Annotated in this window: 28 protein-coding genes; 22 read left to right on the plus strand and 6 right to left on the minus strand. The window is 59.6% G+C overall.

Going from position 1 to position 17854, the window contains the following annotated elements; translation table 11 throughout:
* Positions 1 to 60: 60 nt before the first annotated feature.
* From rpsJ to P353_RS17980, 12 genes are all read left to right on the plus strand, one after another.
* Positions 61 to 372, plus strand: coding sequence for a 30S ribosomal protein S10 (rpsJ, locus tag P353_RS17925; protein WP_003059431.1), 312 nt, complete (start codon positions 61 to 63; stop codon positions 370 to 372).
* A 200-nt stretch (positions 373 to 572) separates the two neighbouring features.
* Positions 573 to 1247 carry a 50S ribosomal protein L3 gene (gene rplC / locus P353_RS17930; RefSeq protein ID WP_003059417.1) on the plus strand — a complete coding sequence of 225 codons (675 nt, stop codon included), beginning with the start codon at positions 573 to 575 and terminating at the stop codon, positions 1245 to 1247.
* Positions 1247 to 1870 (plus strand): 50S ribosomal protein L4, encoded by a 624-nt coding sequence (gene rplD / locus P353_RS17935; RefSeq protein WP_003059416.1) that lies wholly within the window; start codon positions 1247 to 1249, stop codon positions 1868 to 1870. Before rplC ends, rplD begins: the two co-directional genes overlap by 1 nt.
* The gene (gene rplW / locus P353_RS17940) at positions 1867 to 2181 is read left to right on the plus strand and encodes a 50S ribosomal protein L23 (protein ID WP_003059415.1); all 315 of its coding nucleotides are present in this window, start codon (positions 1867 to 1869) and stop codon (positions 2179 to 2181) included. The genes rplD and rplW overlap by 4 nt, the downstream gene beginning before the upstream one ends.
* A gap of 2 nt (positions 2182 to 2183) precedes the next feature.
* On the plus strand, positions 2184 to 3008 hold the full coding sequence (rplB, locus tag P353_RS17945) for a 50S ribosomal protein L2 (RefSeq protein WP_003059414.1): 825 nt from the start codon (positions 2184 to 2186) through the stop codon (positions 3006 to 3008).
* A 10-nt stretch (positions 3009 to 3018) separates the two neighbouring features.
* A complete protein-coding gene (rpsS, locus tag P353_RS17950) occupies positions 3019 to 3294 on the plus strand; it encodes a 30S ribosomal protein S19 (RefSeq protein WP_010467177.1) in 276 nt (91 codons plus the stop codon).
* 10 nt (positions 3295 to 3304) lie between these two features.
* Positions 3305 to 3637: a 50S ribosomal protein L22 gene (rplV, locus tag P353_RS17955; RefSeq protein ID WP_003059408.1), complete on the plus strand. Its 333-nt coding sequence runs from the start codon at positions 3305 to 3307 to the stop codon at positions 3635 to 3637.
* Positions 3638 to 3653: 16 nt separating this feature from the next.
* Positions 3654 to 4523, plus strand: a complete 870-nt coding sequence (gene rpsC, locus P353_RS17960; protein WP_003059406.1) for a 30S ribosomal protein S3 — start codon at positions 3654 to 3656, stop codon at positions 4521 to 4523.
* 2 nt (positions 4524 to 4525) lie between these two features.
* Positions 4526 to 4942 (plus strand): 50S ribosomal protein L16, encoded by a 417-nt coding sequence (gene rplP / locus P353_RS17965; protein WP_003059405.1) that lies wholly within the window; start codon positions 4526 to 4528, stop codon positions 4940 to 4942.
* Between the two features lie 10 nt (positions 4943 to 4952).
* On the plus strand, positions 4953 to 5150 hold the full coding sequence (rpmC, locus tag P353_RS17970; protein WP_003059403.1) for a 50S ribosomal protein L29: 198 nt from the start codon (positions 4953 to 4955) through the stop codon (positions 5148 to 5150).
* A gap of 9 nt (positions 5151 to 5159) precedes the next feature.
* Positions 5160 to 5429, plus strand: coding sequence for a 30S ribosomal protein S17 (rpsQ, locus tag P353_RS17975; protein WP_003059401.1), 270 nt, complete (start codon positions 5160 to 5162; stop codon positions 5427 to 5429).
* Positions 5430 to 5545: 116 nt separating this feature from the next.
* Positions 5546 to 6052: a peroxiredoxin gene (locus tag P353_RS17980; RefSeq protein WP_034372503.1), complete on the plus strand. Its 507-nt coding sequence runs from the start codon at positions 5546 to 5548 to the stop codon at positions 6050 to 6052.
* 117 nt (positions 6053 to 6169) lie between these two features.
* Here P353_RS17980 and P353_RS17985 read toward each other — a convergent pair whose 3' ends face one another.
* Both P353_RS17985 and P353_RS17990 read right to left on the minus strand, forming a co-directional pair.
* Complete coding sequence (locus tag P353_RS17985; RefSeq protein ID WP_034372505.1) at positions 6170 to 6658, minus strand: GNAT family N-acetyltransferase; 489 nt, start codon at positions 6656 to 6658, stop codon at positions 6170 to 6172.
* An 80-nt stretch (positions 6659 to 6738) separates the two neighbouring features.
* Positions 6739 to 7473, minus strand: coding sequence for a DUF4017 family protein (locus P353_RS17990; protein WP_080750606.1), 735 nt, complete (start codon positions 7471 to 7473; stop codon positions 6739 to 6741).
* A gap of 107 nt (positions 7474 to 7580) precedes the next feature.
* Between P353_RS17990 and P353_RS17995 the strand changes: the two genes are divergently transcribed.
* On the plus strand, positions 7581 to 8027 hold the full coding sequence (locus P353_RS17995; protein ID WP_034372510.1) for a c-type cytochrome: 447 nt from the start codon (positions 7581 to 7583) through the stop codon (positions 8025 to 8027).
* 151 nt (positions 8028 to 8178) lie between these two features.
* On the opposite strand, the gene P353_RS18000 is transcribed toward P353_RS17995, so the two are convergent.
* Positions 8179 to 8691: a TlpA disulfide reductase family protein gene (locus tag P353_RS18000; RefSeq protein WP_034372513.1), complete on the minus strand. Its 513-nt coding sequence runs from the start codon at positions 8689 to 8691 to the stop codon at positions 8179 to 8181.
* A gap of 151 nt (positions 8692 to 8842) precedes the next feature.
* On the opposite strand from P353_RS18000, the gene P353_RS18005 reads away from it, so the two are divergent.
* The 6 genes from P353_RS18005 to P353_RS30365 all read left to right on the plus strand — a co-directional run bounded on the left by P353_RS18005 (position 8843) and on the right by P353_RS30365 (position 13300).
* Positions 8843 to 9406 carry a hypothetical protein gene (locus P353_RS18005; RefSeq protein ID WP_034372516.1) on the plus strand — a complete coding sequence of 188 codons (564 nt, stop codon included), beginning with the start codon at positions 8843 to 8845 and terminating at the stop codon, positions 9404 to 9406.
* A 96-nt stretch (positions 9407 to 9502) separates the two neighbouring features.
* Complete coding sequence (locus P353_RS18010) at positions 9503 to 9958, plus strand: PTS sugar transporter subunit IIA (RefSeq protein ID WP_034359049.1); 456 nt, start codon at positions 9503 to 9505, stop codon at positions 9956 to 9958.
* Positions 9927 to 10196: an HPr family phosphocarrier protein gene (locus tag P353_RS18015; protein ID WP_034359051.1), complete on the plus strand. Its 270-nt coding sequence runs from the start codon at positions 9927 to 9929 to the stop codon at positions 10194 to 10196. The genes P353_RS18010 and P353_RS18015 overlap by 32 nt, the downstream gene beginning before the upstream one ends.
* Before the next feature lie 205 nt (positions 10197 to 10401).
* Positions 10402 to 12177: a phosphoenolpyruvate--protein phosphotransferase gene (ptsP, locus tag P353_RS18020; RefSeq protein ID WP_034372519.1), complete on the plus strand. Its 1776-nt coding sequence runs from the start codon at positions 10402 to 10404 to the stop codon at positions 12175 to 12177.
* A gap of 89 nt (positions 12178 to 12266) precedes the next feature.
* Positions 12267 to 12734, plus strand: coding sequence for a DUF1963 domain-containing protein (locus tag P353_RS30010; protein WP_232776674.1), 468 nt, complete (start codon positions 12267 to 12269; stop codon positions 12732 to 12734).
* 122 nt (positions 12735 to 12856) lie between these two features.
* A complete protein-coding gene (locus P353_RS30365; protein ID WP_420093392.1) occupies positions 12857 to 13300 on the plus strand; it encodes a DUF1963 domain-containing protein in 444 nt (147 codons plus the stop codon).
* A 490-nt stretch (positions 13301 to 13790) separates the two neighbouring features.
* Here the strand turns inward: P353_RS30365 and lipA are convergent, their stop codons facing one another.
* The 3 genes from lipA to P353_RS18040 are packed head-to-tail and all read right to left on the minus strand — an operon-like array spanning position 13791 to position 15833.
* On the minus strand, positions 13791 to 14771 hold the full coding sequence (gene lipA / locus P353_RS18030) for a lipoyl synthase (protein WP_034372522.1): 981 nt from the start codon (positions 14769 to 14771) through the stop codon (positions 13791 to 13793).
* A gap of 10 nt (positions 14772 to 14781) precedes the next feature.
* A complete protein-coding gene (lipB, locus tag P353_RS18035) occupies positions 14782 to 15474 on the minus strand; it encodes a lipoyl(octanoyl) transferase LipB (protein ID WP_034372525.1) in 693 nt (230 codons plus the stop codon).
* 41 nt (positions 15475 to 15515) lie between these two features.
* Positions 15516 to 15833: a YbeD family protein gene (locus P353_RS18040; RefSeq protein ID WP_003059380.1), complete on the minus strand. Its 318-nt coding sequence runs from the start codon at positions 15831 to 15833 to the stop codon at positions 15516 to 15518.
* A 378-nt stretch (positions 15834 to 16211) separates the two neighbouring features.
* On the opposite strand from P353_RS18040, the gene P353_RS18045 reads away from it, so the two are divergent.
* From P353_RS18045 to atpE, 3 genes are read left to right on the plus strand one after another with little or no spacing between them, the layout of a single operon-like run.
* Positions 16212 to 16679 (plus strand): ATP synthase subunit I, encoded by a 468-nt coding sequence (locus tag P353_RS18045; protein WP_034372579.1) that lies wholly within the window; start codon positions 16212 to 16214, stop codon positions 16677 to 16679.
* Positions 16680 to 16692: 13 nt separating this feature from the next.
* Positions 16693 to 17556, plus strand: a complete 864-nt coding sequence (atpB, locus tag P353_RS18050) for a F0F1 ATP synthase subunit A (RefSeq protein WP_034372528.1) — start codon at positions 16693 to 16695, stop codon at positions 17554 to 17556.
* 45 nt (positions 17557 to 17601) lie between these two features.
* On the plus strand, positions 17602 to 17853 hold the full coding sequence (gene atpE / locus P353_RS18055; protein ID WP_003059376.1) for a F0F1 ATP synthase subunit C: 252 nt from the start codon (positions 17602 to 17604) through the stop codon (positions 17851 to 17853).
* Position 17854 lies beyond the last annotated feature (1 nt).

A 17854-nucleotide genomic window follows, 5' to 3' on the forward strand; every position in this document is an offset into this window, starting at 1 on the left:
TGGGCGCCGGTGTGGTTGCCACGATCATTGCCTAATTCTTAGAAAAGCTAGGAATTAACAATGTCTAAGCAAAAAATCCGCATCCGTCTGAAGGCTTTCGATTACAAGCTGATCGATCAGTCTGCAGCCGAAATCGTTGATACCGCCAAGCGTACCGGCGCCATCGTCAAGGGTCCCGTGCCCCTGCCGACACGCATGAAGCGCTTCGACATCCTGCGTTCGCCTCACGTCAACAAGACCAGCCGTGACCAGTTCGAAATCCGTACGCACCAGCGTCTGATGGACATCGTGGATCCGACTGACAAGACTGTTGACGCTCTGATGAAGCTGGACCTGCCCGCAGGTGTGGACGTCGAGATCAAACTGCAATAAGAGTTTTGGAAGCCTCGCAAGAGGCTTTTAAGGGTCTTTGTTTAACGCGAACTTGCTTGAAAAAGCAGTTCGCGTTAAAATTTGGAGCTTCGCTTTTGATGCGAAGTTTTATTAACCTTCTTTTGTGTGCTAGGCATGATTGCTAAAGCACAACGCTGGGCCAATTGCAGTTTCAGCGGCAAAAGTTTTGGAGCAAACAAATGAGTCTGAGCAACTCCCTGGGGTTGCTGGGTCGCAAGGTGGGCATGATGCGTCTGTTCACTGATGATGGGGACGCAGTGCCTGTCACAGTGGTGGATGTTTCTAACAACCGCGTGACTCAGGTCAAAACCCAAGAGAACGATGGCTATGTGGCCCTGCAGGTCACTTTCGGTGCACGCAAGGCTTCTCGCGTGACCAAGCCTCAAGCCGGCCACCTCGCCAAGGCGGGTGTCGAAGCCGGTGAAGTGACCCGTGAATTCCGCGTGACTGATGAAACCGCTGGCAAGTATGCCGCTGGTGCCGTTCTGCCTGTGGCAGAACTGTTCAGCGTTGGCCAGAAGGTGGACGTGCAAGGCACCTCCATCGGTAAGGGTTACGCCGGCACGATCAAGCGCCACAACTTCAGTTCGCAGCGCGCTTCGCACGGTAACAGCCGTTCGCACAATGTTCCCGGTTCTATCGGTATGGCACAAGACCCCGGTCGCGTGTTCCCCGGTAAGCGTATGACTGGCCACATGGGCGACGAAACCGTCACTACTCAAAACCTCGACGTGGTTCGTATCGACGAAGCACGCCAACTGCTGTTGATCAAGGGTGCCATTCCTGGTGCCAAGGGCGGCTTCGTTTCCGTGCGCCCCGCGATCAAGGCTAAAGCTTCCAAAGGAGCGAACTAATGCAGCTCGAACTCCTGAATGAACAAGGCCAGGCCGCTTCCAAGGTGGAAGCTCCCGAGACTGTGTTCGGTCGTGAATTCAACGAAGATCTGGTCCACCAGCTGGTGACTGCCTACCGTGCCAACGCACGTCAAGGCACTCGCGCCCAGAAGGACCGTGAACAAGTGCGTCACACCACCGCCAAGCCTTTCAAGCAAAAGGGTACAGGCCGTGCACGTGCTGGTATGTCCTCCTCGCCTCTGTGGCGTGGCGGCGGTCGCATCTTCCCGAATCTGCCCGAAGAAAACTTCTCGCAGAAGATCAACAAGAAGATGTACCGCGCCGGTATGACTGCCATCCTGTCTCAGCTGGCCCGCGAAGGCCGTCTGGCAGTTGTGGAGTCCCTGACGCTGGATACCCCCAAGACCAAGGTGCTGGCAGACAAGTTCAAGGCTATGAACCTGTCCTCGTCGGTGATGGTGATCGCTGAAGAAATCGACGAGAACCTGTACCTGGCATCCCGCAATCTGAAGAACGTGTTCGTGGTTGAGCCGCGCTATGCAGACCCCGTGTCGCTGGTGCACTACAAGAAAGTGCTCGTCACCAAGGGTGCGATCGACAAACTCAAGGAGATGTTCGCATGAGCACTACCAAGTTTGACGAAGGTCGTCTGATGCAAGTGCTGGTCGCTCCCATCGTGTCCGAAAAGGCCACTTTGGTTGCTGAAAAGTCCAATGCTGTGACATTCAAGGTGCTGCAGAACGCTACCAAGCCCGAAATCAAGGCCGCTGTGGAATTGATGTTCAAGGTTGAAGTGGCTGGCGTGTCTGTGGTGAACACCAAGGGCAAGACCAAGCGCTTTGGCAAGACCGTGGGCCGTCGCGACAATGTGCGCAAGGCTTACGTGATGCTCAAGCCCGGTCAAGAGCTGAACCTGTCTGGGGAGGCTGCGTAATCATGGCTGTTATCAAGCTCAAACCTACGACCCCCGGCCAACGCGGCGCGGTGAAGGTTACTCGCGACCACCTGCACAAGGGTGAGGGCTTTGCCCCCCTGCTGGAAGCTCAATTCCAGAAGGCCGGTCGTAATAACAACGGTCACATCACAACTCGCCACAAGGGCGGTGGTCACAAGCACCACTACCGTGTGGTGGACTTCAAGCGCAACAAGGACGGTATCCCCGCCAAGGTTGAGCGCATTGAATACGACCCCAACCGTACTGCTCACATCGCTCTGGTGTGCTATGCAGACGGCGAGCGTCGCTACGTCATTGCTCCTCGCAACCTGGAAGTCGGCGCTACCATCATCAGCGGCTCCGAAGCTCCTATCCGCGTGGGCAACACCCTGCCTATCCGCAACATCCCCGTGGGCTCGACCATCCACTGCATCGAACTGAAGATCGGTGCCGGTGCTCAGATCGCTCGCTCGGCTGGTACCTCTGCCACTCTGCTGGCTCGCGAAGGCATCTACGCTCAAGTGCGTATGCGTTCGGGCGAAGTCCGCAAGGTGCACATCGAGTGCCGCGCCACCATCGGTGAAGTTGCCAACGAAGAACACAGCCTGCGCCGTCTGGGCAAGGCCGGTGTGAAGCGTTGGATGGGTATTCGTCCTACCGTCCGCGGTACGGTCATGAACCCTGTCGACCACCCGCACGGTGGTGGTGAAGGTAAGACCGGTGAAGGCCGTCACCCAGTTGACCCATGGGGCAATCTGACGAAGGGCTACCGTACCCGTAACAACAAGCGCACACAGACAATGATCGTGTCGCGCCGTAAGAAGTAAGGGGTAGCAAATGACTCGTTCTCTTAAAAAGGGTCCGTTTGTTGACCATCACTTGCTGGCTAAGGTCGAAAAGGCCGTCGCCACCAAGGACAAGAAGCCAGTGAAGACTTGGTCGCGTCGCTCCATGGTTCTGCCCGAGTTCATCGGTCTGACCATCGCCGTGCACAACGGCAAGCAACACGTGCCGGTTTATGTGACTGACCAGATGGTTGGCCACAAGCTGGGTGAATTCGCGCTGACTCGTACCTTCAAGGGTCACCCTGCGGACAAGAAAGCCAAGAAGTAAGGAATAGAACATGTCTGAAACACGTGCTGTTCTCCGTGGCGTCCGCCTGTCTGTTGACAAGGGTCGCCTGGTCGCGGATCTGATCCGCGGCAAGAAGGTGGATCAAGCTCTGAACATTCTCCAGTTCACACAGAAAAAAGCTGCTGTGATCGTGAAGAAGGTTCTGGAATCCGCTATCGCCAACGCTGAGCACAACGACGGCGCCGATATCGACGAACTGAAGGTCAAGACCATCTACGTCGAGCAAGGCACTACGCTCAAGCGTTTCACTGCTCGCGCCAAGGGCCGTGGCAACCGCATCAGCAAGCCTACCTGCCACATCTATGTGACAGTGGGTAACTGAGGCCTTAAGGAAGAATATGGGACAGAAAATCCATCCTACCGGCTTCCGTCTGGCGGTGAGCCGCAACTGGGCAAGCCGCTGGTACGCTAGCAACCGTGACTTCGCCGGCATGCTGGCCGAAGACATCAAGGTGCGCGAGTACCTGAAGGCCAAGCTGAAGAACGCTGCCGTGGCTCGCGTTCTGATCGAGCGTCCTGCCAAGAACGCCCGCATCACCATTTTCTCGGCTCGTCCGGGCGTGGTGATCGGCAAGAAGGGTGAAGACATCGAGGCCCTGAAGAAGGAACTCGCTGCTCGCCTGGGCGTGCCCGTGGCTGTGAACATCGAAGAAGTGCGCAAGCCCGAAATCGATGCCAAGCTGATCGCTGACTCCATCTGCCAACAGCTGGAAAAGCGCATCATGTTCCGCCGCGCCATGAAGCGTGCCATGCAGAACGCCATGCGTCTGGGTGCTCAAGGCATCAAGATCATGTCTTCCGGTCGTCTGAACGGTATCGAAATTGCTCGTACCGAGTGGTACCGCGAAGGCCGCGTGCCTCTGCACACTCTGCGTGCCGACATCGACTACGGCTTCTCCGAAGCCAAGACGACTTACGGCATCATCGGCGTGAAGGTCTGGGTCTACAAGGGTGACACCCTGGGCCGTAACGATCTGCCCGCCGTGGAAACGCCCCGTCCTGAAGACGAGCGTCGTCCCCGTGGTCCCCGTCGTGACGGTCGCCGTGATGGCCGTGATGGCGCTGGCCGTGGTGGCCGTCGTCCCGCAGGCACCAATGCCGCTCCTGCCGATGGCAGCGACAAGCCTGCTGGCGCTGGTGCTGATTCCGTTAAGCGCGTTCGTAAGGCCGACGCGCCCGCTACAGCAGCGGACGGTAAAGGAGAATAAACATGCTGCAACCTGCACGCCGCAAGTTCCGTAAGGAACAAAAAGGCCGCAACACCGGCATCGCTACCCGTGGCAACTCCGTTGCCTTCGGCGATTTCGGTTTGAAGTCTACTGACCGTGGTCGTCTGACCGCACGCCAGATCGAAGCTGCACGTCGTGCAATTTCCCGTCACGTCAAGCGTGGTGGTCGTATCTGGATCCGCGTGTTCCCGGACAAGCCCATCTCTACCAAGCCCGCCGAAGTGCGTATGGGTAACGGTAAGGGTAACCCCGAGTACTACGTGGCCGAAATCCAGCCCGGCAAGGTGATCTACGAAATCGTGGGTGTGCCTGAAGAGCTGGCCCGTGAAGCGTTCCGCCTGGCTGCTGCAAAGCTGCCTCTGCGCACGACCTTCGTGTCCCGTCACATTGGTGCTTAAGGAGATCAACATGACGAAATCTGCTGAACTCCGCCAAAAAGACGTGGCTGGTCTGGAAGCTGAAGTGAAGTCCCTGCAAAAGGCTCACTTCGGTCTGCGCATGCAAAAGGCCACGCAACAACTGGGCAATACTGCGACCATCAAGGCTACACGCCGTGACATCGCTCGTGCCAAGACCATCCTTGCTGAAAAGCAAGCCGCCAAGTAAGGAGCCGACATGACGGAAGCTAAAACATCCCTCAAGCGCACCTTGATTGGCAAGGTGGTCAGCGACAAGCGTGCCAAGACTGTGACCGTTCTGGTGGAACGCCGCGTCAAGCACCCCATCTACGACAAGATCATGATCAAGTCGAGCAAGTACCACGCTCACGACGAGCAAGGTGAGTACAAGCTGGGCGACGTGGTTGAAATCACCGAGAGCCGTCCTCTCTCCAAGACCAAGAACTGGGTTGCTACCCGCTTGGTTCAAAAGGCTGCTCTGGTGTAAGCCTAACCAGGCCCGCCGGCTGCAAAGCCCTTGAAAACGACCCACAATGCTGTGGGTCGTTTTTTTATTTGGGCCGCCAAGAACGCGGTCCTTGCTTTGCAACAAAGGAGATAGTCATGATTAAAGTTGGTGATGCCCTGCCCGCAGTGACCTTGATGGAATATGTGGAAGTGGAAGGCAATGGCTGCAGCCTTGGTCCCAACCCCGTGAAGTTGCCTGAGGCTCTGGCCGGCAAGACTATTGCCGTGTTTGCCGTGCCTGGCGCGTTCACGCCCACCTGCTCCGAAAAGCACCTGCCAGGCTATGTGGCCCAGGCTGAAGAGCTCAAGGCTGCCGGCGTGGACGAAATCTGGTGCCTGTCCGTGAACGATGCTTTCGTGATGGGCGCCTGGGGCCGCGATCAGAAGGTGGCTGGCAAGGTGCGCATGATTGCCGATGGCGATGCGGCATTCGCCAAGGCGACCGGTCTGACGCTGGACCTGAACGGCAAGGGCCTGGGCCTGCGCGCCAATCGCTTTTCCATGCTGGTCAAGGACGGCAAGGTTGCGACCCTGAACGTGGAAGCTCCCGGCAAGTTTGAAGTCAGCGATGCCGGCACCATGCTGGCTCAGGCCAAGGCTTGATGGCTGAAGCCCTGAGCTGCTGCGCGCGGGAATGATGTTCTCGCCGCAAGGCGGCTTTGCGCGACGCCACAGAAAAAAGGCATTGCCAGCTTGGCAATGCCTTTTTCGCATCCGGGCTCAGAAAAGATTGGCCTTGAGGTAGTGCGCGCCAGGAAGCGGGTTGTGATAGTAGGGTGCGATGGACTCGAAGCCCAGGTCCACATACAGCGCGCGGGCGGATTCCATATCATCGAGCGTGTCGAGCAGCACATGGTCGTAGCCGCTCCGGCGCGCCACGTCCAGCATGGCTTCGGCCAGCTGGCGGCCCAGGCCGAAGCCGCGAAAGGGCTTGCGCACATACAGGCGCTTCATCTCGGCCGCATTGGGGTAGTCGCAATCATCGAGGGGACGCAGCGCGCAGCAGCCGGCGAGGGCGCCGTCCACATGGGCCAGCAGGATCTGGCCGCGGGGTTGGGCATAGTCGCCGGGCAGATCGGCGATTTCGGATTCGAATCCTTGAAATTCCAGGTCGATGTTCAGGCTGTCCGCATACTCCTGAAAGATCTGGCGCACAGCACCCATTTCCTCCAGGCTGGGCGTCAGCAAGTCCACGGCAGGCTTGTCCACGGCAACTAGGCAATGATGAAAAGGCCCAGTGTAGCGGCAAGTGCTTTACATGGTTAAAGCGCAGGCTGCGTCGTCAGAACTCAGAAAGCAGCACTCTGACCCAGTTGATGGACCCACCAGGAAAGACAGCTTGCCACCACGGCCAGCAGAGCAGCCAGCGCGCGGGTGCTGGCGGTGTCGCGGCTCGCAGCGACGGGTTCGGCCAGGCATTTGTCGCCTGTGACCATGGCTGGGACCAGTTTGTCGCCCTTGAGGCTGTAGCCGATGAGGGCCAGCAGATGCAGTGCGACCAGTGCGTAAATCAGGTACTGGCCCCAATGGGCGTGGTAGTCGGTGGCCTTGGAGATCAGCTCGCCAGAGACAAAACGGGTCAAAGGCCCGCTGAAGGCAATTTCGTCATCGCTCATCAGCCCGCTTGCGATCTGCGCCATCAGCACGGCGAGCATCGCGACGACCGACAGCGAGCCCAGCGGGTTGTGGCCTGCGCGGTCCTGTGTGGTCGACGCGCCACTGAGATAGCGTCTCATGGCTGCCGCGGAAGGGATGAAGCTGCCAAAGCGCGACCAGTACCCGCCCACCAGTCCCCAGAGAATGCGAAAGATCAGCAGGGCCAGCACGACCTGTCCCAGCAGCAGATGCCAGTTCATGGCATTGCCGCCCATCTTGGCGGTGATCACCAGGGCCACGATGCAGATCGCCAGCAGCCAGTGAAACAGGCGGGTGGGCAGGTCCCAGATCCGAATTCTGTGGATTTCCGTGGCGGCTTGCGTGGTGGACTCTGTCATGGCTTTTTCATGGCTGATGGACCCGGACATTGTGCCCTGGCAAGGCTGCAAGCCCAAATCGCGGCCTTTGGGTGACTCTGCCATACTGGTCAGGCAGCCGCCTGCGGCAGGCTGCAGAACCAAGAAAGGATACCCCGATGAAAGCTTTTTCCACTCTGGCATTCGCTGCTGTGGTTGCCACCGTGGCCCTGCCTGCCTCGGCCCAGTTCGCCAAGGCTGAAGATGCCATCAAATACCGCCAGAGCGCCCTGAGCGTGCTGGGCACGCATTTCGGTCGCCTGGGCGCCATGGCCAACGGCAAGATGCCCTTCGATGCCAAGAGCGCTCAGGAAAGTGCTGAGGTCGTGGCCTTCATGTCCAAGCTGCCCTGGGCCGGCTTCGGCGCCGGCACCGAAGGCGGCAAGGCCAAGCCCGAGGTGTGGAAGGAGCAGGCCAAGTTCCATGACCTGTCGGGCAAGATGGAAGCAGAAGTCGTCAAGCTCAACGCTGCCGCCAAGACCGGCAATCTGGACAATCTCAAGACGGCTTTCGGCCCGGCTGCCAATAGCTGCAAGAGCTGCCACGACAGCTTCCGCAATAAGTAAGCCAAGACTGTCCTGCATCAAGCAGACGCAAAAAAACCGGCATTGCCGGTTTTTTTATGAGCGCCTTGCGCTTGATGGCGGCTGATTTCAGCACGATTTCATCTTGAAATCGAGTGGCAGAGCGCGCAGTCAGCTATGTTTTTGAATGAGCTCAGGCGTTCGCCGGCTCGGCCAGCAGCTTCTCGATCAGCTTGTGCAACTGCTCAAAGTCGGGGGCGCCGATATAGCTCTTCACGATTTCGCCGCGCTTGTTGACGATGAAGGTGGTGGGGGTGAGTTGCACATCGCCCCAGGCCTTGGCCACGTTGCCGGTGTTGTCCAGCGCGACCTGGAAGGGCAGCTTGCGCGATTCGACAAAGTTCACGACATAGCTGGGCGGGTCGTAGCTCATGGCCACGGCCAGGGTGTCAAAGCCCTTGCTCTGGTACTTCTGGTAGGTGCTGATGATCTCGGGCATCTCTGCCACGCAGGTGGTGCAGCTGGTGGCCCAGAAGTTCACCAGCGTCACCTTGCCCTTGAGGTCCGCGGTGGTTTTCTGGCTGCCGTCCAGCAGCACAAATGTCGATTGCGGCGCCGCGGTCTGCCCCGCACCCGAATACACCCAGGCTCCGACGCCGATGACGGCCGCCGCCACAATGCCTGCGATCCAATGTTTGCTTGCCATAGAGATTGATTGTGCACAAATCTTCAGCACCTTGCTGATCTGTGGTTTGGTGTGCCAAACACGCCGAAAGTTCAGTTCTTACTGCTTGACCCACGGGTCAACCCTAGGCTTGCGTGACAGGCCGGGCCCATGCCGCTGCCGATAATGGGTCATGAAGAAAACCGGACTCTGGGCTGCGACGCTGCTGGTCAGCTGCGCGCTGCTGGCCGCCTGCAGCCCGGCGCTGAATTGGCGCACCATCCAGCTCAAGGATGCGCCGCTGCAGGCACTCTTGCCCTGCGATGCGCAGACGGCCACCCGGCCGATAGCGCTGGGGCTGGGCCAGGTGCCGCTGTCGGTCGTGGGCTGCGAGGCTCAGGGCGCGACCTATGCGGTTTCGCATTTCGCCGTGGCCGAGCCTGCGCGCGCCGCCGAGGCTCTGACGTTCTGGCAGCAAGCAGTGCTGGCGCAACTGAGGTCGGCAGACGGTGCCGCCGCAAGGCTCGATGCCAGGGGCGATGGCCTGTGGGTGCCCAAGGGCACGTTGAATCTGCCGCAGTCCCTGCGCATGACCTTCGAGGGACTTGGCCCCCGGGGGCAGAAGGTGGTGGGGCATGGCCTTTGGTTTGCTCGCCTTGAGGGCAGTGGGGCCAGGGTCTATCACGCCGTGATCTACGCCGACAAGCTCAGGTCTGCCGAGGCCGAGATGTTTTTTTCGGGTCTGCAATTGCAATAAGGCTCATCCAGATCATGAGCTTTGCGCTTCATCCACCTCATTGCCCTTGTTGATGGCGGCAACAGGCCATAATTTGCTTTCAAGAACTGTGACTACATGACCACGCGCATTCTTTTGCTCACTCACGCTCCTTTGGCCGCTGCATTGCGCGAATGCGCCCTGCATGTGTTTGCCGACAGCGCTGACGATTTGCTGGCCCTGGACGTGCCTTCTGAAGAGGCGCCCGAGGCCACGCTGGAGCGCGCCCTGGCCATGCTGGTGGCACATGGCGGACTGGATGCGCCGACTCTGGTGCTGACCGATCTGTTTGGCGCCACCCCATGCAATGTGGCCCAGCGTCTCACGGGCTTGTTGCAGGCCAGGCTGGTGGCGGGTGTGAACCTGCCCATGCTTTTGCGCTCCATCGGCTATCGGCATGAGCCGCTGGATGCCCTGGTTTCGCGGGCCATGGTGGGCGGCAGCCAGGGGGTGATGCAGGTAGCCGGCAGTTCCCGACAGAATCAAAGCGCACGACCTTCCAATGATCAAGACCAATATCACCATCAGCAATAAACTGGGCCTGCATGCCCGTGCATCGGCCAAGCTCACCAAGCTGGCCGGAAGCTTCCCCTGCGAAGTCTGGCTGACCAAGGGCGAGCGCCGCGTCAATGCCAAGAGCATCATGGGCGTGATGATGCTGGCGGCGGGCATAGGCTCCGAGCTGGAGCTGGAAACCGATGGCGCGCAGGAGCAGGAAGCCACGGATGCGCTGGTGGCCCTGATCAACGACAAGTTTGGCGAAGGCCAGTAGAAACTGCTTCACCTGTGCCGCGGCTTGACCGCGAGCAGGTGGCAGCTCGACAGTTAGCTCTTTTGATAGCAGGCAAGGTCTTGCTGTCAATGAAGTAGAGCATTTTTGATGCTGTAGTGCAGCGATAGTTGGCGCTGTCTGCTGCAAAAAAAGAGCAAGAAGCAAGCAAAAAAGCAATCGCGAAATTCGCGAAGGGGCATTCGCTATGACATTTGCCATCCACGGCTTGGCCGTCTCCCGGGGGATTGCCATCGGGCGCGCGGTCGTTGTGGCCTCCAGTCGCATGGAAGTGGTGCATTACTTCATCCGGCCCGACCAGGTGGAGTCGGAGATCCAGCGTGCCCGCACGGCACGCAATGCGGTGATTGACGAGCTTCGCCGGCTTCAGGAAGAAATGCCCAAGGATGCGCCCGGAGAGCTGGATGCGCTGCTCGATGTGCATCTGATGCTGCTGCAGGACCAGGCACTGGCCGAGGCCATCCGCAACTGGATCTCGGAGCGTCTGTACAACGCCGAATGGGCGCTGACCACGCAGCTGGAAATCGTCTCGCGCCAGTTCGACGAGATGGACGACGAGTACCTGCGCGAGCGCAAGGCCGATCTGGAGCAGGTTGTGGAGCGCATTCTGCGCCATATGAAGGGCGCGGCCAGTCCGATCGCGCAGGTTGCGCCCCCGTTGGCACCGGCCGGCGCCACGCTTGCAGCGGATGGACAGCAGCTGTCACTCGATGTCACCACGGAAACCCCGCTGGTGCTGGTGGCGCAAGACCTGTCGCCAGCGGACATGCTGCAGTTCAAGAGCAAGGTCTTTGCGGGCTTCATCACCGCCGTGGGCGGCAAGACCAGCCATACGGCCATCGTCGCACGCAGCATGGATATTCCGGCCGTGGTTGGTGCGCGGGCCGCAAGCCAGCTGATTCGCCAGGATGACTGGGTCATCATCGACGGCAACGAGGGCGTGGTCATCGTGGACCCCACGCCCATCATCCTGGCGGAGTACAGCTTTCGCCAGCGCCAGACCGAGCTGGAGCGCGAGCGTCTGACCCGTCTGCGTTACACGCCGTCCATCACCATGGATGGGCAGAAGGTGGAGTTGCTGGCCAATATCGAGCAGCCCAGTGACGGAGCTGCTGCCGTACGTGCTGGCGCAGTCGGGGTGGGACTGTTCCGTACCGAGTTTCTGTTCATGGGGCGCAGCGGCAATCTGCCCGGGGAGGAAGAGCAGTACCGCGCCTATCGCGAGGCCATCGACGGCATGCAAGGCATGCCGGTCACCATCCGTACGCTGGATGTGGGGGCCGACAAGCCGCTGGACAAGGCACAACCCAAGGACTACTACCTCAACCCCGCGCTGGGCCTGCGTGCCATACGCTGGAGTCTGGCCGATCCCGTCATGTTCCGCACCCAGCTGCGCGCCATTTTGCGCGCTGCGGCGCATGGGCAGATCAAGCTGCTGTTTCCCATGCTGGCCCATCGCAGCGAGATAGAGCAGACCCTGGCCCAGTTGCGCCAGGCGCAGCATGAGCTCGATGTGCGCGGCGTGGCCTACGGGCCGGTCAAGCTGGGTGCCATGATCGAGATTCCGGCGGCCGCCCTGACGGTGCGCAGCTTTCTCCAATATTTCGACTTTCTGTCCATCGGCACCAACGACCTGATCCAGTACACGCTGGCCATCGACCGTGCCGACGAAACCGTGGCCCATCTCTACGACCCCATGCATCCTGCCGTGCTGCGTCTGGTGGCCGAGGTCATCGCAGCAGCCAATGCGGCAGGCAAGGAAGTCTGCGTTTGCGGCGAAATGGCCGGTGATCTGAGCATGACCCGGCTGCTTTTGGGCCTGGGCCTGCGCAGCTTTTCCATGCACCCCGCGCAGATTCTGGCCGTCAAGCAGGAGGTGCTGCGTTCGGACTGCAGCAAGCTTGCACCCTGGGCTGGCGAGGTGCTGGTCAGCGAATGCCCGGTGCAGATGCTGGCGCCCTGAAGAACCCGGGCTGCGACCTCGAGGCAGGCAGAAAAGGGATGGATGAATTACGCAGATTTGCAGGCAGTCGCCCGTGCCTTTGAGGGCCGGTGCTAGAAGATGCAGCGCTTGCGCTGCAACTGGCTGCGCAAGTCAGGCCGGCTGTGTGGCTGCAGGCCACTGCGGTGGAGGATGAAGCGCAGATTGCGCCCGGCAGCACCAGACTTGGCGGCTGTCCCGACCTGCCTGCCGGTGTGGCCCGGCCCAAGCGAGGGCGCTATCCGGACCATGAGCTGCGGGTGAAGCCCCATCGCGAAGACAGCGTTGCCCCCGACGGCCGCTGGCGATGGGCCAGGCCAAAGCAAGTCCAGCTGTTTCGCGAAGAGGCCTGGCAGCACGTCGCAAGAATTGACAGCACTTTTTCGCTGAGCTTTGTGGTGCAGATCAACTTCACCGAAGCCTGCTGCGCCGGGGCTCTGGATGCGGATTTCCCCGAGTCTGGACTGCGGTCCGTCTTCTACGACCTGCCGGAGCAGCCCTGGGGTTCGATCCTGCCGATGCCGATGCCTGTGCGCTGAAGCTGATCTTCTCTGAGGGGGATACTGCGCTTGAGCGGCGCCCGCAGCCATCAGGCGCTGCTAGAGCGGCCCGATCGATGCCGGCTCGCTCCTGGCCTGCGAACCGCATGCCTGCGGACTGTATGCCGTGTGTCACGGCCTTGCTTCTGCAGAGCGCTCAGTGGGGCTCACAGGGCCTGGCGCTTGATGAAGGGCAGCGTGACCGCTTTGTCAAATGGTGGTTTGATGAGGCACAAAACGCTGCCAGCAGCGGTGGAGAGGATGGCGGTTGCCTCCGCATCGGCGGCAGGCCCACGCCCGTCCAGGGTGATATACAGGCCGAATGCGCGTTGGTGGCTGCGGGGCATTGCTGGGTGATGGCGACCCCTACGCGAACGAGGCCACGCTGGCTGTGCGCAATATTGCAGCGCAGCGGCTTTTGCTGCTGCAGATCGGCAACGATGAAAAAGGTGGCATGGGCTGGGCTGGGCTGGGGTGGCGGAGGCCAGGTCTATCTTTGGATGCGCCGGGACGATCTGCGCGCACGTCGCTTCGACCGGGGGCGGCTGGTGCTGCAGTGTTGCTGAAACCAGCGTGCGCCGTGGTGGCAGGTGTCAACGGTTGCGAAATGGCTGCAAAACAGGTGTTTACAGATTTCTTCTTGTCGGAAGTGAGAATTAATTGATATTGATTCTCATTTGATGTTAACATTCGTCCAGCTTGCAGCGCAGGACTCTGGTGGGGTATCAAGTGCTGCATTGCTCAGTTTCATCGTGGGGCGACTCGTCGGGCCTGTTCAGCCTGCAGTCGTTTTTGCCAGCCAGCGGTTTGCCGGTTAGCCAGGCGTTTTTTCGATGCAAACAGTGAGTTATTCAAAATTCATAGCTTTTAACGCACGATCTGCAATGATCCTGCTATGAAATAGCTATGTAATCGTTGCGGGAAAAGCGCATCAAGCTCCTTATTCAGGAGCTTTATTTTTTGGGAAATCCTGGAGCGCCCAGCACTGCCCATCGCGTCCGGCCATGAAAAAAGCAGCCCCAGGGGCTGCTTGTGGGTGAGCACTTTCTTCGGCGCTCAGACGCCTGCAGCATGCGCCTGCTGATCGGCGTGGTAGCTCGAGCGCACCATGGCGCCGACGGCGGCATGGGTGAAGCCCATCTTGTAGGCCTCTTGCTCGAACATCTTGAAGGTGTCGGGGTGCACATAGCGGCGCACGGGCAGGTGGCTGTTGGTGGGGGCCAGATACTGGCCGATGGTCAGCATGTCGATGTTGTGGGCGCGCATGTCGCGCATCACCTGCAGGATTTCCTCGTCCGTCTCGCCCAGGCCCACCATGATGCCGCTCTTGGTCGGCACGCTGGGGTGCAGCTCCTTGAACTTCTTGAGCAGGTTCAGGCTGAACTGATAGTCGGAGCCGGGGCGCGCTTCCTTGTACAGGCGCGGTGCGGTTTCCAGATTGTGGTTCATCACATCGGGCGGAGCCGACTTGAGGATCTCCAGCGCGCGGTCGTCACGGCCGCGGAAGTCGGGCACCAGGATTTCGATCTGCGTCTCGGGCGAGAGTTCGCGGATGTTCTTGATGCACTCCACAAAGTGGCCCGAGCCGCCGTCGCGCAGGTCGTCGCGGTCCACGCTGGTGATCACCACGTACTTCAGGCGCAGCGCGGCAATGGTGCGCGCCAGGTTCAGCGGCTCGTCCACATCCAGCGGATCGGGGCGGCCATGGCCCACGTCGCAGAAGGGGCAGCGGCGCGTGCACTTGTCGCCCATGATCATGAAGGTGGCCGTGCCCTTGCCAAAGCACTCGCCAATATTCGGGCAGCTGGCTTCCTCGCAGACCGTGTGCAAGTTGTTCTTGCGCAGAATGTCCTTGATCTCATAAAAGCGTGTGCTGGGGCTGCCGGCCTTGACGCGAATCCACTCGGGTTTCTTCAGGACTTCGGCCTGCTCCACCTTCACGGGGATGCGCGCCAGCTTGGCAGCAGCCTTCTGCTTGGCCAGCGGGTTGTAGTTTTCGGCGGACTGCGCTTCGCGCACGACTTCATTGGTGCTCATGATCTTGCCTTCAGGGAGAGAGACGCGCCTTCAGCTGGCGGCCCAGCACGGATGCGGCCTCGTCCCAGGTTGTCTGTACGCCGATTGTAGAAAGGTCCACCGTCCTCAGCCCTGCGTATCCGCAAGGGTTGATTCGCAAATAAGGTTCCAAATCCATATCGACATTGAGGGCCACTCCGTGGTAGGTACTGTGGCGGCTGACCTTGATGCCCAGGGCGGCAATCTTGCCCAGACCCTCGAAATGCGGCTCGGGCGCCGGGCTGCCCGCTTCGCGGTGCTGCGGGCGCTGCTCCAGCATGGCGTGGCTGCGCGGGTCGTCCAGGCGCACATAGATGCCGGGGGCGCCTGCCACGCGGTGGCCGGTAACGCCGAAATGATCCAGCGTGCGGATCACCGCATCTTCCAGCCGGTACACATACTCTTTGACGAAGTAGCCCATGCGCTGCAGATCCAGCAGCGGATAGGCCACCACCTGACCGGGGCCATGATAGGTTACCTGGCCGCCGCGATTGGTGGCGACCACGGGAATATCACCGGGGTTCAGAACATTTTCGATCTTGCCGGCCAGCCCCTGTGTGAAATGCGGTGAGTGCTCACAAATCCAGAGTTCGTCACGCGTGCCCGCGTTGCGGGTGCGCGTGAACTCCTGCATCGCGACCACCGCAGCTTCATAGCCGGTGCGCCCCAGAAAGCGCAGGTCCATAGGCTCAGGCAGGGGCAAGGCAGAAGCAATCGCGCTGTCGCTCACAGCACGACCTTCACCAGGGGGTGAGAGGTCAGTGCGCGGTAGGTATCGTCCAGCTGCTCGCGGCTGGTGGCCGTGATGGTGATGGTCACGCCCAGGTAGTTGCCGCCGGAGCTGGGGCGCAGCTCCACTGTGCTGGCGTCAAAGCTGGGGTCGAATTTTTCGGCGATCTTGGTGATTTCATGCACCAGATGCTCATTCTTGACGCCCATGACCTTGATGGGAAACTGGCTCGGGTACTCGATCAGCGAATCCTTGCGCGGGTCTTCTTGCTGACCGTTCTCGTTGGCGGCAGAGGTGTTGGGCGTGTCGCTCATGAAGAATCCTTGGCTGAAATGAAAAATTGCCGTTAGTGAAACAGCCTGTCAATGAGTAAGAAAGATTGTGCGCCACACCGCGCAGCCATGCGTGCGTGGGCCTAATCGATGGATGGCCAGAGCCTGCAAACCCTCAAAGCCCCTGGGTGCAGGCAGACAATTCAGGGCAATCAGGTTTTTCAATTGAGGCACACTCGCGCCGCACCAAAGCTGCGGGTGGCAAATGTTGTCACTCGGCGACAACCCTCAGGTCTTGTCAAAGACGTTTTGCGCATGACAGTATCAACCCCTATCTAACGACGGGGGTTTTTACTTATAATCAGAGGCTTTGTAAAAAAGTCTTGCTTGGTCAGCGGTGCGAAAGAAAACATGACAAACATGCCCGCTGATTTCCAGGATGAGGACGAAGTCGAAGACTTCAAGCCCCTGACTGCACAAGAAGCCTCTGCATGGCGTTCGCGCTTTCCGCAGGTTTCGGTCTGGCGCATCGTCATGGTTCAGACGCTGGTAGGCGTTATCGTGGCTTTGCTGTCGTGGTTGATCACGGGGCGTGCAGCCGTAGGCTGGTCGGCAGCGTATGGAGCGCTGGCGGTCGTGTTGCCCGCGGCGCTGTTTGCAAGAGGCGTGGTTCGTCAGCGGCCGGGAGGTGCCGGTGGCGCCATGGCAGGGATTTTCGGTTGGGAGCTGGTGAAGCTGGTGCTGTGCATTGCCATGTTGGCGGCTGCACCCAAGCTGGTTCCTGACCTGAGCTGGCTGGCGCTGCTGGTTGGCTTGATTGTTGTGATGAAAACGTATTGGGTTGCGCTTCTGGTGCGATCCAGTGTCCAAAAACCGATTGATATTTGAGAGAAGTTGACCGATGGCCGCAGAAGCGCACGCACCAACTGCAAGTGAATACATCGTTCACCACTTGCAACACCTCCAGAACATCAAGCAGAAGTCCATCATCGACTTCTCCGTGTTCAATCTGGATTCGATTGCCGTGAGTGTGACTCTGGGCGCTTTGTGCCTGTTCGTCCTCTGGCTGGCTGCCCGCAAGGCGACTTCCGGCGTTCCCGGTCGCTTCCAGGCCGCAGTGGAAATGCTGGTCGAGATGGTGGACAACCAGGCCAAGGCCAATATTCACAACGCCCAATCTCGCAAGTTCATCGCTCCTCTGGCACTGACCGTGTTCGTCTGGATCTTCGCGATGAACGCCATGGACATGCTGCCTGTGGATCTGCTGCCCGTGCTGTGGCAGACCGCCCAGGGCGACTCGCACGCCTACCTGCGTGTCGTGCCTACCGCCGACCTGTCCACCACTCTGGGTCTGTCGACCGGCGTGCTGGTGCTGTGCCTGATCTACTCGGTGAAGATCAAGGGCCTGGGCGGCTGGGCTCACGAACTGGTGACCGCTCCGTTCGGTACCTCTAAGAATCCCGTGTTTGCTGTGATCCTGGGTGTTGTGAACCTGGCCATGCAAATCATTGAATACATTGCCAAGACGGTTTCGCACGGTATGCGACTGTTCGGCAATATGTACGCTGGTGAGTTGGTGTTCTGTCTGATCGCCTTGATGGGCGGTGCGGCTGCCATGTCGCTTTCCGGTGTGTTGCTCCCCGTGGGGCACATCATTGCAGGTTCGATCTGGGCGATCTTCCACATCCTGATCATTACCCTGCAAGCCTTCATTTTCATGATGCTGACGCTGATTTACCTCGGCCAAGCACATGAAGCTCACTGAAATCCTTTATTTCACTCAACCTTCCTTTAATCCCTAGGAGTCATCATGGAAAACGTTCTCGGTCTCGTCGCTCTGGCTTGTGGTCTGATTGTTGGTCTGGGCGCTATCGGCGCTTCGATCGGTATCGCTCTGATGGGTGGCAAGTTCCTGGAATCCTCGGCACGTCAGCCTGAGCTGATCAACGAACTGCAAACCAAGATGTTCATCTTGGCTGGTCTGATCGACGCCGCCTTCCTGATCGGTGTGGCTATCGCTCTGCTGTTCGCCTTCGCCAACCCCTTCCAACTGGTTGCCTAAG

It is taken from the genome of Comamonas testosteroni (assembly GCF_000761245.1).
GTDB classification, from domain to species: domain Bacteria; phylum Pseudomonadota; class Gammaproteobacteria; order Burkholderiales; family Burkholderiaceae_C; genus Comamonas; species Comamonas testosteroni_C.

Excerpts from the sequence above, each read along its gene's own strand:
- P353_RS18045 (WP_034372579.1), top strand. The coding sequence starts at position 16,212 with ATGCCCGCTGATTTCCAGGATGAGGACGAAGTCGAAGACTTCAAGCCC.
- rplV (WP_003059408.1), top strand. The coding sequence starts at position 3,305 with ATGTCTGAAACACGTGCTGTTCTCCGTGGCGTCCGCCTGTCTGTTGAC.
- P353_RS18000 (WP_034372513.1), bottom strand. The coding sequence starts at position 8,691 with ATGGCAAGCAAACATTGGATCGCAGGCATTGTGGCGGCGGCCGTCATC.
- ptsP (WP_034372519.1), top strand. The coding sequence starts at position 10,402 with ATGACATTTGCCATCCACGGCTTGGCCGTCTCCCGGGGGATTGCCATC.
- P353_RS17995 (WP_034372510.1), top strand. The coding sequence starts at position 7,581 with ATGAAAGCTTTTTCCACTCTGGCATTCGCTGCTGTGGTTGCCACCGTG.
- rpsC (WP_003059406.1), top strand. The coding sequence starts at position 3,654 with ATGGGACAGAAAATCCATCCTACCGGCTTCCGTCTGGCGGTGAGCCGC.
- P353_RS30365 (WP_420093392.1), top strand. The coding sequence starts at position 12,857 with ATGCCGTGTGTCACGGCCTTGCTTCTGCAGAGCGCTCAGTGGGGCTCA.
- rplW (WP_003059415.1), top strand. The coding sequence starts at position 1,867 with ATGAGCACTACCAAGTTTGACGAAGGTCGTCTGATGCAAGTGCTGGTC.
- atpB (WP_034372528.1), top strand. The coding sequence starts at position 16,693 with ATGGCCGCAGAAGCGCACGCACCAACTGCAAGTGAATACATCGTTCAC.
- rpsQ (WP_003059401.1), top strand. The coding sequence starts at position 5,160 with ATGACGGAAGCTAAAACATCCCTCAAGCGCACCTTGATTGGCAAGGTG.
- P353_RS17990 (WP_080750606.1), bottom strand. The coding sequence starts at position 7,473 with ATGTCCGGGTCCATCAGCCATGAAAAAGCCATGACAGAGTCCACCACG.
- P353_RS17980 (WP_034372503.1), top strand. The coding sequence starts at position 5,546 with ATGATTAAAGTTGGTGATGCCCTGCCCGCAGTGACCTTGATGGAATAT.
- P353_RS18005 (WP_034372516.1), top strand. The coding sequence starts at position 8,843 with ATGAAGAAAACCGGACTCTGGGCTGCGACGCTGCTGGTCAGCTGCGCG.
- lipB (WP_034372525.1), bottom strand. The coding sequence starts at position 15,474 with ATGGACCTGCGCTTTCTGGGGCGCACCGGCTATGAAGCTGCGGTGGTC.
- rpsS (WP_010467177.1), top strand. The coding sequence starts at position 3,019 with ATGACTCGTTCTCTTAAAAAGGGTCCGTTTGTTGACCATCACTTGCTG.
- P353_RS18015 (WP_034359051.1), top strand. The coding sequence starts at position 9,927 with ATGATCAAGACCAATATCACCATCAGCAATAAACTGGGCCTGCATGCC.
- atpE (WP_003059376.1), top strand. The coding sequence starts at position 17,602 with ATGGAAAACGTTCTCGGTCTCGTCGCTCTGGCTTGTGGTCTGATTGTT.
- rplD (WP_003059416.1), top strand. The coding sequence starts at position 1,247 with ATGCAGCTCGAACTCCTGAATGAACAAGGCCAGGCCGCTTCCAAGGTG.
- P353_RS18040 (WP_003059380.1), bottom strand. The coding sequence starts at position 15,833 with ATGAGCGACACGCCCAACACCTCTGCCGCCAACGAGAACGGTCAGCAA.
- P353_RS18010 (WP_034359049.1), top strand. The coding sequence starts at position 9,503 with ATGACCACGCGCATTCTTTTGCTCACTCACGCTCCTTTGGCCGCTGCA.
- rpsJ (WP_003059431.1), top strand. The coding sequence starts at position 61 with ATGTCTAAGCAAAAAATCCGCATCCGTCTGAAGGCTTTCGATTACAAG.
- lipA (WP_034372522.1), bottom strand. The coding sequence starts at position 14,771 with ATGAGCACCAATGAAGTCGTGCGCGAAGCGCAGTCCGCCGAAAACTAC.
- rplC (WP_003059417.1), top strand. The coding sequence starts at position 573 with ATGAGTCTGAGCAACTCCCTGGGGTTGCTGGGTCGCAAGGTGGGCATG.
- rplP (WP_003059405.1), top strand. The coding sequence starts at position 4,526 with ATGCTGCAACCTGCACGCCGCAAGTTCCGTAAGGAACAAAAAGGCCGC.
- rplB (WP_003059414.1), top strand. The coding sequence starts at position 2,184 with ATGGCTGTTATCAAGCTCAAACCTACGACCCCCGGCCAACGCGGCGCG.
- rpmC (WP_003059403.1), top strand. The coding sequence starts at position 4,953 with ATGACGAAATCTGCTGAACTCCGCCAAAAAGACGTGGCTGGTCTGGAA.